The 14,037-nt window shown below is 46.3% G+C and carries 12 protein-coding genes; 6 read left to right on the top strand and 6 right to left on the bottom strand.

From position 1 onward, the window contains the following. Positions 1-17 precede the first annotated feature (17 nt). Positions 18-734 carry a hypothetical protein gene (locus B7P33_RS08210; RefSeq protein WP_097441498.1) on the top strand — a complete coding sequence of 239 codons (717 nt, stop codon included), beginning with the start codon at positions 18-20 and terminating at the stop codon, positions 732-734. 34 nt (positions 735-768) lie between these two features. Here the strand turns inward: B7P33_RS08210 and B7P33_RS08205 are convergent, their stop codons facing one another. The 5 genes from B7P33_RS08205 to hutH all read right to left on the bottom strand — a co-directional run bounded on the left by B7P33_RS08205 (position 769) and on the right by hutH (position 9,023). Further along, complete coding sequence (locus tag B7P33_RS08205) at positions 769-3,072, bottom strand: beta-N-acetylhexosaminidase (protein WP_097441497.1); 2,304 nt, start codon at positions 3,070-3,072, stop codon at positions 769-771. An 84-nt stretch (positions 3,073-3,156) separates the two neighbouring features. Continuing rightward, positions 3,157-4,122, bottom strand: a complete 966-nt coding sequence (hutG, locus tag B7P33_RS08200; RefSeq protein ID WP_097441496.1) for a formimidoylglutamase — start codon at positions 4,120-4,122, stop codon at positions 3,157-3,159. Between the two features lie 12 nt (positions 4,123-4,134). Beyond that, a complete protein-coding gene (locus B7P33_RS08195; protein ID WP_097441495.1) occupies positions 4,135-6,129 on the bottom strand; it encodes a urocanate hydratase in 1,995 nt (664 codons plus the stop codon). 82 nt (positions 6,130-6,211) lie between these two features. Beyond that, a complete protein-coding gene (hutI, locus tag B7P33_RS08190) occupies positions 6,212-7,447 on the bottom strand; it encodes an imidazolonepropionase (protein WP_097441494.1) in 1,236 nt (411 codons plus the stop codon). A gap of 1 nt (position 7,448) precedes the next feature. Next, positions 7,449-9,023: a histidine ammonia-lyase gene (gene hutH / locus B7P33_RS08185; protein WP_097441493.1), complete on the bottom strand. Its 1,575-nt coding sequence runs from the start codon at positions 9,021-9,023 to the stop codon at positions 7,449-7,451. 120 nt (positions 9,024-9,143) lie between these two features. On the opposite strand from hutH, the gene B7P33_RS08180 reads away from it, so the two are divergent. The 3 genes from B7P33_RS08180 to B7P33_RS08170 all read left to right on the top strand — a co-directional run bounded on the left by B7P33_RS08180 (position 9,144) and on the right by B7P33_RS08170 (position 11,224). Next, positions 9,144-10,040 (top strand): LysR family transcriptional regulator, encoded by an 897-nt coding sequence (locus B7P33_RS08180; RefSeq protein ID WP_097441492.1) that lies wholly within the window; start codon positions 9,144-9,146, stop codon positions 10,038-10,040. Between the two features lie 200 nt (positions 10,041-10,240). Further along, positions 10,241-10,792: a nitroreductase family protein gene (locus B7P33_RS08175; RefSeq protein WP_097441491.1), complete on the top strand. Its 552-nt coding sequence runs from the start codon at positions 10,241-10,243 to the stop codon at positions 10,790-10,792. 84 nt (positions 10,793-10,876) lie between these two features. Further along, positions 10,877-11,224 carry a PH domain-containing protein gene (locus tag B7P33_RS08170; RefSeq protein ID WP_097441490.1) on the top strand — a complete coding sequence of 116 codons (348 nt, stop codon included), beginning with the start codon at positions 10,877-10,879 and terminating at the stop codon, positions 11,222-11,224. On the opposite strand, the gene B7P33_RS08165 is transcribed toward B7P33_RS08170, so the two are convergent. Next, positions 11,217-11,729: a DUF456 domain-containing protein gene (locus tag B7P33_RS08165; protein WP_097441489.1), complete on the bottom strand. Its 513-nt coding sequence runs from the start codon at positions 11,727-11,729 to the stop codon at positions 11,217-11,219. The genes B7P33_RS08170 and B7P33_RS08165 overlap by 8 nt on opposite strands. 170 nt (positions 11,730-11,899) lie before the next feature. Between B7P33_RS08165 and B7P33_RS08160 the strand changes: the two genes are divergently transcribed. Further along, positions 11,900-12,262 (top strand): BlaI/MecI/CopY family transcriptional regulator, encoded by a 363-nt coding sequence (locus B7P33_RS08160; RefSeq protein ID WP_097441488.1) that lies wholly within the window; start codon positions 11,900-11,902, stop codon positions 12,260-12,262. After that, complete coding sequence (locus B7P33_RS08155; RefSeq protein WP_097441487.1) at positions 12,259-14,013, top strand: M56 family metallopeptidase; 1,755 nt, start codon at positions 12,259-12,261, stop codon at positions 14,011-14,013. The genes B7P33_RS08160 and B7P33_RS08155 overlap by 4 nt, the downstream gene beginning before the upstream one ends. The last annotated feature ends 24 nt before the right edge of the window (positions 14,014-14,037 follow it).

Here is a 14,037-nt window from a genome sequence, read left to right as displayed (position 1 = left end):
ATCAAAACATTGATGTTATGCTTGAAAATCTACTCAAATTCGGGTCTACCGAAATGACCTTGGTCCTAAAACTGGCCATGTACCTCATGGGCCTCCTATTGATCGTAAAGCACCGTGGCAAATCTACCCATTGGATCTATGCCTTTATGGGCTTGGGTTTTATGTTTTTAGTGTATTTGCAAAATCTCTATTTTGAGTTTTTGGTTCCTCTTTCGTACGACGAAAGTCTGTTTGCCCAAATTTTCCGTTTCGAATCTCTGATGTTCGTATTGGGGAACATCTTTTTGTTGTTCTGGGTTATGGTACATTTTTCGTCCCAGCCTACCCAATTGGCTACCAAGATCCATTCGTTGGTATTTATCTTGTTATTCTTTGTGAGTTTTGGCTTTTATGCCCTGTATTGGTTGCACAGAAGGTCCGACGCCGTAAAGTTTGCATGGAACAAGGCTTATATGCCGGCATTGGTATTACTATGGGGTGTATTGTTTTTCGTATTTAGGGATAATGTACATTTTTTTGAATGGGACCAATGGTTAATCGGGGCCCTATTCTTTTTGGCTTTTACCAATTATGTGTTTTTGTTAGCTCAAAAAGTATTCGAATATCTCGAAATCAAACCAACGGCAAAGCATTGGATCGGACTGCTCTTTGGTTCGGTGTTTTACCTACAGTTCATATTATATCGGTTGGCACGGGCCCAAAGCGGGGCTACCGTAGCCATGCCGCAACCCTAGTGTTTGAGCAGAGGGCGATGGGTCGGTGCCTGATCTATTCGAGCACCAGTTCATCGAGGCGCATCGAGGGTCGGCCTCCGGCCCTATGATGCCCCTCTAAAATGGGGTTAATGGCATCCAAATCAATACGTAGGCCCGATACGGGCATTTCTTTGAGGGCTACTTTATATCGTATTTTATTGCGTCCCTGTGTGCCGGCTTCCTCGGTTTTGTTTAGCGTACCTAGTTGACTATAGTTTCCTTCTGTATCCAACCCAAAAACAGCTACTTTTTCTGGCGGATAAATTCCCGAGATCGTAAACCGCAAGGCGTTAAAAGATACTTGCGATAGGGTTTTGGGTGTATCAAAGTCTATGTATAAGGCTATGGATGCGGGTAAGTATTGCCAATTTGGATCCCCGTTGTTCAATTTACCGTATTGTAGGTCACTTAGTTTGGGTAATTCCTTGACCCTGGAAGCCGTGGAGTCTTTTACCAAGAAACCAAAGCCCTGGTGTACCGGCAAATGCATGGTGGCCACATAGCCCATGGGGTTACCATCTTTAAAGCTGCGGGCCTTTAGGGTGGCGGTCTCGGTCAGGCTTAAGGTATCGGTATATTTTGTTGAAGATGATGTAGGTTCGGTACCGTCCGTGGTATAGCGAATGTCGAGTCCGTTTACTTCGGTATGTAGGGCGACCCGTATTTGCTTACCGTCGGCCTTATGATCGATCCAAGGGCTATAAGCACTAGTGGCGTAGCGTACGCCTTGAGCGTCTAACCGGTTTAGTTGTGGAGCCAAACGCTCGGTAAAATCATCCCAGTCTTTGGCATCAGGTGCGGTCCACGCGTTTTCTGCAATGGCAAATAAGCGGGGGTAGGTCATATAGGTCAGTTTACCCCAATCGCTTATCGACTCGGTCCATAAATTGGCTTGTATCCCTTTGATTAATCTGCCTTCTTCGGCCGTTAGGCTATCGGGGACTACTTGGTAGTTGTAAGCGGTAGAAAGTAATAGGTAGTCGTAGCCCAGATTAGGCTCCATATCGTCGTGACCCTGTTTTAAATCGATATAGCAATATTTGTTTGGGGTCATGATCACCTCGTGTCCGGCTTTTACCGATGCCAGTCCGCCGGCCTCGCCCCGCCAGCTCATAACGGTGGCATTGGGTGCCAAACCACCCTCTAGGATTTCATCCCATCCGATCATAATCTTTCCCCGGGCATTAATCATCTTTTCGATACGCTTTATAAAATAACTTTGGAGTTCATGTTCGTCTTTGAGGCCTTCGTCTTTCATGCGTTTTTGGGCAAAAGGGTCCAGTTTCCATTGCTCCTTATTGCATTCGTCCCCCCCGATGTGTACATAGTTAAAGGGGAAAAGGTCCATTACCTCGTTCAGCATGGTTTCGGCAAATACAAAGGTTTCTTCTTTGCCGGGGTTATACGTATTGTTCTTGTAAACGCCACCGGTGGCCACATAGGGTGCGGCATTTACACAGCCGATTTCAGGGTAGGCGGCTATGGTAGCTTGGGCGTGTCCGGGCATATCTATTTCCGGAATCACTTCAATAAAACGCGCCTTGGCATAGGCAACGATGTCTTTGATATCTTCTTGGGTGTAAAAGCCTCCATAGGTAGCCTTTTCCCCATCTTTTTGAACGGGGCGTCCCCACCAGTTCGAAATGCTTTCATCGGTTTCGTTATGATCTACACGCCAGGCACCCACTTCGGTAAGTTTGGGGTAGCTTTTGATTTCGATACGCCACCCTTGGTCATCGGTTAAATGCCAGTGGAAACGGTTCAGCTTTTGTTCGGCCATAAAGTCTATCACCTTTTTTACCTCGTCGGTATCAAAGAAATGACGCGATACATCGAGCATATAACCCCGCCAACCAAATTCCGGCGCATCGGTAATGTTAACAGCCGGTATGCCCCAATCGCCAGAGTTGGCCGAAAGGCTTTCAACAGGCATTAATTGTTTTAAAGTCTGGAGCGCATAGAAGAAACCACTTTCGCTTCCGGATTTTATCTGAATGCCTTGGGTGGTAACCTGTAATGAATAAGCTTCTTCCGCAAGCTTACCGTCCGATGTTAATGTAATGTGCGGGTTCTGACTTTCCGTACTGAAACTGAGTTGCCAAGTATTACCAGGCAGTTCCCCGAAAAATTGTGAAACGATAGCTTGTTGCTTGTCATTTTCAATTGAAATACTGAGGTTTTGGGATAAGACGAAATGGCCTTTACCATTTGTTTGTTGCTGAGGTTTGGGAATTACGGCAGCCTGACCAACAACGACTTTTTTTTCGGAACAGGCACTTAAAAACAACGTAACTAAGGCCCAGTATAGGTATCGCATGGCTAATGAGGTTTGGTTAAGCCATGAAGATACATAAAAGGTATTTCCGATAAGGAACGAATCCTCCCAACGACACTTTTTAGCCTATTTACCGCTTAATCGATGTATGGAATGATGTAGCAAGCCGGCTGCTAGTTTGGCGGTAATACCATCGATATCGTAGGTAGGATTGTACTCTGCAATATCCAGGGCGGTGAGTTTTTTAGAGGCGATAATGGTATTCAGGCATTCCAAAACGATATCCGGACTAAAGCCAAAAGGTGATGGCGCACTCACCCCCGGGGCATAGGCCGATGCAAAGCCGTCTAGATCTAGGGTCACATAGACCAAATCGACTTCATCGAGGAATTTTTGGAGCTTTTTGTTCACCTTTTTAAGGTTGTAAAGAGTAAACTCTGATTGAAGGATAAACTTGCTACCCGTATGTTGTGCCGTTTCGAAAAGTACTTTGGGGTTGGCGTCTTGGCGGATGCCCAAGCAGAGGTAATGAAAGGCTTCCCCATTTGTTTGGGCCTCCGTGGCTATTTGATGAAAAGGGGTTCCGGAAGTCGGTATCCCTCCATTGTCCCTAAGGTCGAAATGGGCATCGAAATTGATAATTCCTATTTTTTTATCTGGGCCAAAATGGTTTCTAATCCCTTTAAAATGACCATAAGCGATATCGTGCCCACCACCCAATACGATCGGGAAACTTTTTTGGGATAAGATCACACGAACCGTTTCGGTAAGGCTTTTCTGGGCCCCTTCGAGATCATCACCAATACATACAACACTTCCCATGTCGAACAGTTGATACTTCTGGGGAAGATGGTTGGGCATAGGCCCCAAGGCTTTTTTGATATGGTCGGGCCCGTGGTAGGCCCCAACACGACCTCGATTTCGGGCGACCCCTTCGTCACAGGCATAGCCTAAGATTGAAAAGCTCTTTTTAGACGGCGAGGTAGCTGCTTCCCTAAGGTTTACGGCAACCACCTTTTCGTGTACATATTGTTGGTCTTCCGAAGGGCGTCCGCTCCAGAGTTGAGGGTTGGCTGGGGTATAATTCTCCATGGAGTATGGGTTTTAAAAGAGGCCCTCCAACAGTTGGTCGTCTACCATTTCGGGTAGGGTTACCTGTAGTTGGGGCGTACGGGCCATTTCCCGTTTTATGGCGAACAAGGCCTCTTGGTTACGGGCCCATCCGCGTCGGGCTATACCATTGTTAACGTCGAAAAACAACATAGATTGCAAACGGCGCGAGGCTTCGTCGCTACCATCCAACAGCATACCAAAGCCGCCATTGATTACTTCGCCCCAGCCTACACCACCACCGTTGTGTATCGATACCCAAGTGGCACCACGGAAACTATCTCCGATTACGTTCTGAATGGCCATGTCGGCGGTAAAACTGCTGCCGTCAAAAATATTGGAGGTTTCCCGGAAAGGCGAATCGGTACCACTTACATCGTGGTGGTCGCGGCCTAATACCACTGGCCCTGCCAAGTCACCGGAAGCTATGGCATCGTTAAAGGCTTGGGCGATTTTGGCCCTGCCCTCGGCATCGGCATATAGGATTCGGGCCTGGCTGCCTACGACCAATCGGTTTTCCTCGGCCTGTTCGATCCATTGGATGTTGTCTTGCATCTGTTCTTGGATCTCTTGGGGAGAAGCGGCCTTAATCTCGCGCAACACACGAGCGGCAATGGCATCGGTTTTTCTCAGATCTTCGGCTTTGCCCGAGGTACAGACCCATCGGAAAGGACCAAAACCGTAATCGAAACATTTGGGCCCCAAGATATCTTGTACGTATGAGGGGTATTTGAATTTATCGCCATCCATAATAGCGGCACCTGCACGGGAAGCCTGTAATAAAAAGGCATTGCCATAATCAAAGAAGTAGGTGCCTTTTGCGGTATGTTTGTTAATTGCGGCCACCTGACGACGTAAGGAAGCCTCTACGGCCAACTTAAAGGCATCGGGATCCGAGGCCATAAGCTCGTTTGCGGTCTCAAAAGAAAGTCCGACCGGATAGTAACCACCCGCCCAAGGGTTGTGTAGCGAAGTTTGGTCAGAGCCAAGGTGTACAAAGATGTTTTCGGTATCAAAACGTTCCCAAACCGCTACTATATTGCCTACGAAAGCAATGGAGACCACCTCATTGTTTGCCATGGCCAAACGGGTACGTGCCACTAGGCTATCCATATCAGAAATCAATTCGTCTACCCAACCCTGTTCATGGCGTTTTTGGGCCGCATTGGGGTTTACCTCGGCACAAATGGTAATACATTGGGCAATGTTTCCGGCCTTGGGTTGGGCCCCGCTCATACCACCTAATCCGGCGGTTAAGAAAATCTTCCCCTGTGGTGTTTCCCCAGACTTCAGTTTCATCCGAAAGGCGTTCATTACGGTAATGGTAGTACCGTGAACTATACCTTGCGGACCAATGTACATATAGGATCCGGCCGTCATTTGTCCGTACTGGGTCACACCAAGGGCGTTGTATTTTTCCCAATCATCGGGCTGGGAATAGTTTGGGATCATCATACCGTTGGTCACCACAACCCGTGGAGCTTCTTTATGCGAAGGGAACAATCCCATGGGGTGGCCCGAGTACATATGCAAGGTTTGTTCCTCGGTCATTTCCGACAGGTATTTCATGCACAATAGATACTGGGCCCAGTTTTGGAAAACTGCTCCGTTGCCCCCGTAGGTAATCAATTCTTCGGGATGCTGGGCCACGGCGGGATCCAAATTGTTCTGGATCATAAGCATTATGGAAGCCGCTTGGGCACATTGGGCCGGATACTCGGAAATAGGTCGGGCATACATGGCATAATCGGGTTTGAACCGATGCATATAGATCCTGCCGTACTCCTGTAGTTCATCAGCGAATTCCGGGGCCAATTCGGCATGCCAAGCGGTCGGGAAATACCTCAGGGCATTGCGTATGGCCAGCTGTTTTTCGGCTGTATTTAAAATATCTTTCCGCTTGGGGGCCGGGTTCCCTTCGGTAGGGTAGGGCTTAGGAGCCGGTAATTGGGAAGGAATCCCCTGTTTTATCTGTGCTTTGAAATCCATAATGGATAGCTATTAGGCGTTAGTGTTTCGATGTTGGACTTCAAAAACATGGACTGGTTTTGAATGTCATGGTCAATCTAACTTATTTGTGAATTTGCGGTTTACCATTTTTCCAAACCTGAGCAGGTATCAACATGCCCTGTTGGTACAAAATGTTCTGATAGTTATCAGTTTTAAAGGCTACGATATCGGCCTGACATTCTTCTTGTAAAGTACCTGCTTGGATATTCAAGGCAGCTGCTGCCCTAAAGGTTATACCTGCCAAGACCTCGGCATTGCTCAGTTTTTCATAACTACCCAAAACTGCGGCCTGCATCAATAGGTTGCCCATGGGGGCCGAGCCTGGGTTCCAATCACTGGCAATGGCCAGGGCGCCTCCCTGATCTAGCAGGGCACGGGCGGGCGTATAGGCACAACCCAATCCCATAGAAGCACCGGGCAGGGCCACGGCAATAGTGTCGCTTTGGGCCAAGGCAGCAATTTCCTTAGGTCCACTGGCTTCGAGGTGATCGGCACTTATGGCACTGTGGTCAATGGCGGCCTGGCTGCCACCGGTTGAGAATTGATCGGCATGAACTGTAATATCCAGTCCTAGTTTTTGGGCCGCTTCAAAATAGTATTGCACATCGGCAGGGGTATAGGCCCCTTGTTCAATAAAGGCATCTACCCGTTGGGCGAGATTTTCTTTTTGAAGTATGGGGAACAATTCGGCTACGATGGTCTTGAGATAGCCCTGGGCCGTTTGTCCGTCTTTAGGAACGATATGGGCCGCCAGACAGGTAGCGATCAAATCGGCCGGGCTCTCCTTATCGGCCTTTTGAATGGCCCGAAGCATTTTTAGTTCTTCGGCTACACTGAGTCCGTAACCACTTTTAACCTCAATGGTGGTTACCCCCTGTTCTAAATGGCGTTGGGCACGGCTTAAAATTCCGGCGACGAGTGCTGCCTCGGAAGCGGCCCGGGTATGGTTTACCGTACTCCAGATACCACCCCCTTCAGCGGCGATTTCGAGATAGGTTTTACCGGCATTTCTAGCGGCATAATCTTTGGCCCTGTTTCCACCGAAACAAATATGGGTATGGCAATCGACAAAGCTAGGAAGGGCCACCTGTTCTCCTTCGATAACCTCAAATAAGGTTTCGCTATCGGCCATGGCTTTCATTTCGGCATAGTTACCGATCAAGGCGATTTTACCGGCCATCACCAAGATACCCCCATCGTTGATAATGGTTAATTGCTCATCTTGTAAAGCTCCTTTGAGCGGAAGCCCGGTCATAGGAAGTATTTGGGCAAAGGGCCCGATCAATGTCTTTTGCATATCAATAGGTTTCGAACAGGGTTTGGTATTGGGTATCCGTATTCAGTTTTGCGGTATCCCGAACTTCGCGGACTACCTTTAAAAGTTCTTTTTCATGGATTATTGCAATGGCCTTTTCAATATCGTCATGAAAAACCCGATCTACGGCGGCAAAGGGCACCACTTTACGAACGGTAGCATGTATGGCCTCCAAAACGGGTCCCGATTTCATGGGTTTTCTAAACTCAAAGGCCTGGGCCGCGGTCAATAATTCTATGGCCAATATCTTTTCGACATTGTCGATTATGCGCAATGCTTTTCGACCACTGATAGAGCCCATACTCACATGGTCTTCTTGCCCCAAGGAGGTAGGAATACTATCGGCACTGGCCGGGAAAGCCGATGTCTTGTTCTCACTGGCCAAGGCGGCCGAGGTGTATTGTAAGATCATGTATCCGGAATTGATTCCGGTATCTTCCATCAATAGTTTGGGCACACCCGGACTATTACCTTCCAAGGCCAAATAGATGCGGCGATCGGATATGTTGCCGATTTCCGAAGCGGCCAAAGCGGCATAATCCAGGGCCATGGCCAAGGGTTGTCCGTGGAAACTTCCGCCACTGATGGTGAGTTTGTCGTCAATGACCAAAGGGTTATCGGTCACCGAGTTTAATTCCACCTCTACAAGTTCCTTGAGGTGCAGCCATGCATTTCGAGACGAACCATGAACCTGGGGGATACAGCGTAAGGAGTAAGGGTCTTGTACCCGTTCGCAATCGGCATGGTCTTCCAAGATTTCGGAGCCTTTTAAAAAATGGTTGATGCGTTCAGCCACATGCACATTACCCTTAAAGGGGCGTTGGGCGTGCAAGGCCGGGTGAAAGGGTTTTATAGATCCCTGAAGCCCTTCGATCATCATGCTACCCACCAGATCGGCATGGGTAAGTACATTATGGAATTTCTCGATCACCTTTACGGCATGGGCGGCAATGAACTGGGTGCCATTGATTAAGGCCAAGCCTTCTTTAGGGCCTAATTCCAATGGGTCTTTCCCCGTCTGTTCAAAAAGGGATTGGGTGGTTATGGTCTTACCCTGGAACACCACCTTGCCGAGTCCGATCAGGGGTAAGAACAAATGCGACAAAGGCGCCAGATCTCCTGAGGCCCCCACCGAACCTTGGCTAGGTACAACCGGAATAGCGTCCGTTTCCAAATGCCATAGGATACGGTCCAAGGTTTCTTCCTTTATACCCGAAAACCCTTGGGCCAACGAATGCACCTTTAGGACCAACATGATCTTGGCGATCTCAGTGGCAATGGGTTCACCAACCCCTACACTATGGCTTTGCAGAATGTTGCTTTGTAAAATACGGGTCTCCTCCTTGGAGATTTTGGTGGTACAGAGTGGGCCAAATCCGGTATTGATACCATATACGGGCTCCCCTTTATTTACGATACGCTGCACCGTAGCACTACTTTCCCGAACTTTTTGTCGAGTGGTCGCATCTATTGTCATGGGTCTTTGGCCCCGGACCAGTTCAAGGCAGATACCGGCGGTTAAATGATCGGCACCTAAATGGAATGTATTTGTGTTCATTATTCGTCTTGTTCTAACAGTATTAGGTTGAGGGTCAGGTTGATTAGGCGGGCTTTTTGGCCCAATTCAAAGATAATTCCTAGTTTTGATACCTATAAATACCAATTTAATCAATAATTGATGCTTTTAGGTAAAGAATTAGAATGGCGGCATCTTCGCTATTTTATGGCCGTGGCTACCGAATTGAACTTTAGAAAGGCCGCCGAAAGCCTATTTATTTCCCAACCGGGATTAAGTAGGCAGATCAAACAGTTGGAGGACGTGTTGGGGCTAGCCCTATTTGAGCGGAGCACAAGAAAGGTGGCCTTGACCGCGGCCGGAAATTATTTGATGGAGGAGGTCGGTTTTATGGGCAACCATATGGAATCCGTGGTGCAGCAGTTAAAACAAATCGCCCAAGGAAATTTAGGGGAACTACGTATCGGGTTTTTAGGGTCGGCCATGCAGAACATTATCCCCGAATTGTTGTTGAAACTACAAGAATTACACCCAGGCATACAAACCGCCTTGACCGAATTGTCTAATCGGGCCCAATTAGATCAGTTGTTGCACGACAAGCTCGATTTGGGTTTTGTACGTATGGCCCGTGTACCGGCCGATTTGAAAATGCAACCTGTTTTTGAGGATACCTTTTCTTTGGTGGTACCCGAGGGCCATGGCGGGAAGCCATTCAGAAACTTGAATCAGTTTCAGGATACCGGGTTTATCCTTTTCGCCCAAGAATACAGTCCGTATTATTACGACACGGTTATGAGTATCTGTGAAGACGCCGGCTTTACCCCCAAGGTAGCCCATAAATCGGTGCATGCCCAAACCATATTTACCTTGGTGGCCAATGGTATGGGAGTGGCAATCGTGCCTACCTCGTTCCAAGAAGGTTTTAAACTGAATGTCGATTTTATTCCCTTGGACCATCTGCCCCAACGGGCCGTATTATCGGCGGTATGGAAAAAATCGAATCGTAGCCCGGTATTAAAACATGGCTTGGAGTTGTTGTTTGGAGAAGATAAAGTATAAACGAACCTTTTTTGGATTTGCTCCTTTTCCCTCCGGGAGAGGGCTGGGGTGAGGGTTTTCACTAGAATTATTATTTGGTGTAACCAATTGGTAAGCTAAAGTTTAGGGGAGAATTAATGTATTTAAAGGAACGAATCCTATCAATTCCGAATCCCAAAACCCACAATAAAATACTAGCTTTGCGACTAAAGTATTAGCAAATGATTTTAGATGTAATTAAGAACCGAAGGTCGGTAACCCCGCCTTTGTATATTGATAAACCAATTTCCAAAGCAGCCCTAGAACAGGTATTGGAGGCCGCCAATTATGCACCCACCCATAAAAAGACCGAGCCTTGGCGTTTTAAGGTCATTACCGGAGAAAAGCTGACTGAATTAGGGGTGTTCCTTTCCAATAAATATGAAGAGACCACCGAGCATGTTAAGGCCAATGTAACCCAACGTTTGTTGACCAATCCGCAAAAGGCCGGTGCCATTATCGCTATCTGTATGCAACGCGACCCCAAAGAAAGCCTACCGGAATGGGAAGAACTGGCCTCAGTAGCCATGGCCGTACAGAATATGTGGTTAACGGCCAGCGATTTGGGCATCGGTAGTTTTTGGTCTAGTCCGCGTTTTATTGAATATTTTGGTGAGTTTACCCCATTGGCCGAAGGGGAACGTTGTATAGGTTTCTTTTATATGGGCCATTATGAGGCCGAGCTACCTGAGTATGTAAGGGGTGATATAAGGGAAAAAACGACTTGGTTATAACGCAATAGTTTGAAACGATTTCCTGCCAAACCCAGTTATCCTCTTTTTCTCTTCGCTTTTTTGGTTTTGTTATTCCCAATAGGAATGGGATTAATTCAAGGAAGCAGCATAAGGTCTTTGGGCATAATGGTACTTTGGTTATTGCCTTTTTTAGGTTATATCGTATATCTTTTTTTTGGCACTTACTATATAGTGGATTCCGAAGGTATACTATACATTAAATGTGGGGGAATATTCAATAGGAAGATGGATATTTCCCGAATAACCAAGGTGACAGCAACGATTGACGGGATATCGGCACCGGCACCATCGTTCAATCGTTTGGCTTTGGAGTATTCATTAGGTAACAATACCATGGTCGCGCCAAAAGATCGTTTGGGTTTCGTAAAAGCCCTACGGGAACATAATCCCGATTTGGAATGGATCAGCTAAATGAGAACAGTGTTGCTTTATAGTCCCAACTAATGGAGATGAAAAGCCCGAGGTAGATAACGGCTACCAAAAACTTTAGGAATGTTCCGGTTATAAAACCGATAAAAGAACCAAAAGCCGCCTTCAGGGCGGTTTTTTTGTCTGCCTTATTGATCAATTCCCCCACCATAGCCCCTAAAAACGGCCAAATGATTATACCAAAGAAGCCAAAAATGGGAAAGAATATGGCCACCAATAGGCCCACTGTAGTTCCGATCATTCCTGCTTTACTGCCTCCGAATTTCTTGGTGCCAACGGCCGGAATGATATAATCCATCACGAAAATAAGTAGTGCGATGACCAAGGTAATCACTAAAAAGGTCCAGTCTTGGGGCACGGCATCGGTAAGGTGTAGTAGTAGAAGGCCAACCCAGCTCAATGGTGGGCCGGGTAACACGGGTAAAAAGCTACCGACGATGCCTATTAGCATAAAAAGAAGTCCGACGACCAATAAAAAAATGTCCATTACGGTTGGTTTTCCTATAGGACGAAGATACCCCCTTTTCGTTACACCAGATAGACCTGCCAGGTTTCCAAAACCTGACAGGTCTACAATAGTGGCCGAAAATTAATTAACTAAAAAGTTAGTTAGAACTAAATATTTAGTTATATTTGAAAATCGATAAGCCATTTGATATGAAATCATTAACACGAGCAGAAGAGGAAGTAATGCAAGAACTGTGGCAATTGGAAAAAGCCAATGTGGCCACGATCATAGACCGTTTGCCCGAACCCAAACCCGCCTATAATACGGTAAGTACCATTATCCGTATTCTCGAAGGTAAAGGATTCGTGGGGCATGAAAAAGTGGGTAGGGGGCATGTATATTTTCCCTTGGTGAACAAATCGGAGTACAGTAACCAAAGTATAAGCACCTTGGTCGAGAATTATTTTCAAGGTTCCTTTAAAAGTATGGTCTCCTTTTTTATGAAAAATAACGACATGGACCTGTCGGAGTTGGAGAGCATTATGAAGGAAATTAAAAACGAAGAATCATGATAAGGTATCTCATTGAGGTCATGGCCTTTCAACTGGGCTTTTTGATCATTTACGATCTGTTCCTTAAAAAAGAGACTTTTTTTCAATGGAACCGTGCCTATTTGATAGGTGCCTTTAGCTTGGCCTTGGTATTGCCCAGCATTAGTCTACCCGTTTTTCGGGCCACTGTTGCGCCCGATACCCTTTTGTACCCCCATTTTTTGATACAATTGGACGAGGTGGTATTGGGGGCCGGCGGCGAAGCTTCCGGTGATACGCTTCCTTGGGAGTTTTTGATTCCCATAGTAGGCTCCGTATTGGCCCTAATGTGGTTCGTGTTCAAGCTGGTCAAGATCTGGCGTTTGCATCTCCAAGGGGAGCTTAAGGTACATTTCGATCACAACCAAATACAGCTTCCCGATAGCGAAACGGCCTTTTCCTTTTTTAAGAATGTGTTTTTGGGCGATCGCTTAACGGGTGCTCAAAAGGCCTCTATCTTAAAACACGAATTGGTACATGTCCGCCAATGGCATTCGTTGGATCTACTATTTTTCGAACTCATGCGGGTATTGTTTTGGTTCAACCCCTTGGTTTATATCTACCAGAAGAAAACCAGTGAACTGCACGAGTATTTGGCCGACACCGGTTCCGGGGTGCCCAAAAAAGAGCAATACCAACTGTTGTTGTCCGAAACCTTCGGAACACGAGATATTAGTTTTATCAACCCTTTTTACAAAAAATCACTATTAAAAAAACGTATGGATATGTTACGCAAAAAGCCATCCCACCAACTGAAAAAAATGAAGTATTTGTTATTGCTGCCACTGTTAGGAGGTATGCTACTTTATACTTCATGTGAAACGGAACAACCTGTTGACAAAGAAAAGCAAGCCACGCTTCCTGGGGTTACCGTGATAGATGAGAATTCTGTTGAATTCAGGTTCAGTGGGGAAGATTTTACCGCTGAAGATGAAAGAAATGCACTAAAAGACCTGATTTTCGAACATCTAGACGATAAGGAACGTTTCACGATTTTTATCAAAGGCCAAGAAGGGAATCCCTATGGCATTTATAGTATTCAGAATGGTAGTGCTTTCCTGCAAAGAAAAGCTGATGATACCCCAAATAAAATATTGCCGATGGATGGGCAAACCCAAACCGTTGGTGTTCCATTTTCCAGAGTAGAAAAGGTGCCGGTTTTCCCTGGCTGTGAAAACGATACTGATCCTAGGGCATGTTTCCAAAGGGAAATTCAAAAGCATATAAGAGAAAATTTCAGATATCCGGAAGAAGCCCAGCAACAAGGTATTCAGGGGAGGGTATCGGTTTTGTTTACCGTTGATACCGATGGTAGCATTGCCAATGTACGCCTACGTGGCCCTCATAAACTATTGGAAACCGAGGCGGCACGGATTATTTCAGAACTACCACAAATGACCCCGGGCGAACAAAAAGGGAAAAAGGTGCAGGTGCCTTTTGCCATTCCTATTACGTTTAAGCTTAGTTCGCAAGCAAATAATGATAAAACAGTGCAAAGAAAACCGATAGGAAGAATGCGTGTTTTAGGGAAAATGGATAACAATGGGCATTACAAAGGAAAGGTAACCGATTCCAAAGGATTGAACTTACCTGGAGTAAACATTTTGGCGACCAACAGTGAAGCCTATGCTGTTTCTGATTTTGATGGGAACTTTTCTATTGAAGTAACCCAGGGAGAGCAATTAGGATTTAGTTTTAGTGGTTTGCCAGATTATGAAATGATAATTGAATAGGTAATTCTGAAGTGCCATTATACA

Source organism: Sediminicola luteus (assembly GCF_002514735.1).
In the GTDB taxonomy this organism is placed as follows: Bacteria; Bacteroidota; Bacteroidia; order Flavobacteriales; family Flavobacteriaceae; genus HQA918.
The sequence above is the reverse complement of the archived record's forward strand: the minus strand, read 5'-3'. Positions and strand labels throughout refer to the sequence as shown.

What these genes read in the sequence shown, in the direction of transcription:
- B7P33_RS08175 (WP_097441491.1), top strand. Translation starts at nt 10,241, where the DNA reads ATGATTTTAGATGTAATTAAGAACCGAAGGTCGGTAACCCCGCCTTTG.
- B7P33_RS08170 (WP_097441490.1), top strand. Translation starts at nt 10,877, where the DNA reads ATGGGATTAATTCAAGGAAGCAGCATAAGGTCTTTGGGCATAATGGTA.
- B7P33_RS08180 (WP_097441492.1), top strand. Translation starts at nt 9,144, where the DNA reads ATGCTTTTAGGTAAAGAATTAGAATGGCGGCATCTTCGCTATTTTATG.
- B7P33_RS08205 (WP_097441497.1), bottom strand. Translation starts at nt 3,072, where the DNA reads ATGCGATACCTATACTGGGCCTTAGTTACGTTGTTTTTAAGTGCCTGT.
- hutG (WP_097441496.1), bottom strand. Translation starts at nt 4,122, where the DNA reads ATGGAGAATTATACCCCAGCCAACCCTCAACTCTGGAGCGGACGCCCT.
- B7P33_RS08195 (WP_097441495.1), bottom strand. Translation starts at nt 6,129, where the DNA reads ATGGATTTCAAAGCACAGATAAAACAGGGGATTCCTTCCCAATTACCG.
- B7P33_RS08210 (WP_097441498.1), top strand. Translation starts at nt 18, where the DNA reads ATGCTTGAAAATCTACTCAAATTCGGGTCTACCGAAATGACCTTGGTC.
- B7P33_RS08165 (WP_097441489.1), bottom strand. Translation starts at nt 11,729, where the DNA reads ATGGACATTTTTTTATTGGTCGTCGGACTTCTTTTTATGCTAATAGGC.
- B7P33_RS08160 (WP_097441488.1), top strand. Translation starts at nt 11,900, where the DNA reads ATGAAATCATTAACACGAGCAGAAGAGGAAGTAATGCAAGAACTGTGG.
- hutH (WP_097441493.1), bottom strand. Translation starts at nt 9,023, where the DNA reads ATGAACACAAATACATTCCATTTAGGTGCCGATCATTTAACCGCCGGT.
- B7P33_RS08155 (WP_097441487.1), top strand. Translation starts at nt 12,259, where the DNA reads ATGATAAGGTATCTCATTGAGGTCATGGCCTTTCAACTGGGCTTTTTG.
- hutI (WP_097441494.1), bottom strand. Translation starts at nt 7,447, where the DNA reads ATGCAAAAGACATTGATCGGGCCCTTTGCCCAAATACTTCCTATGACC.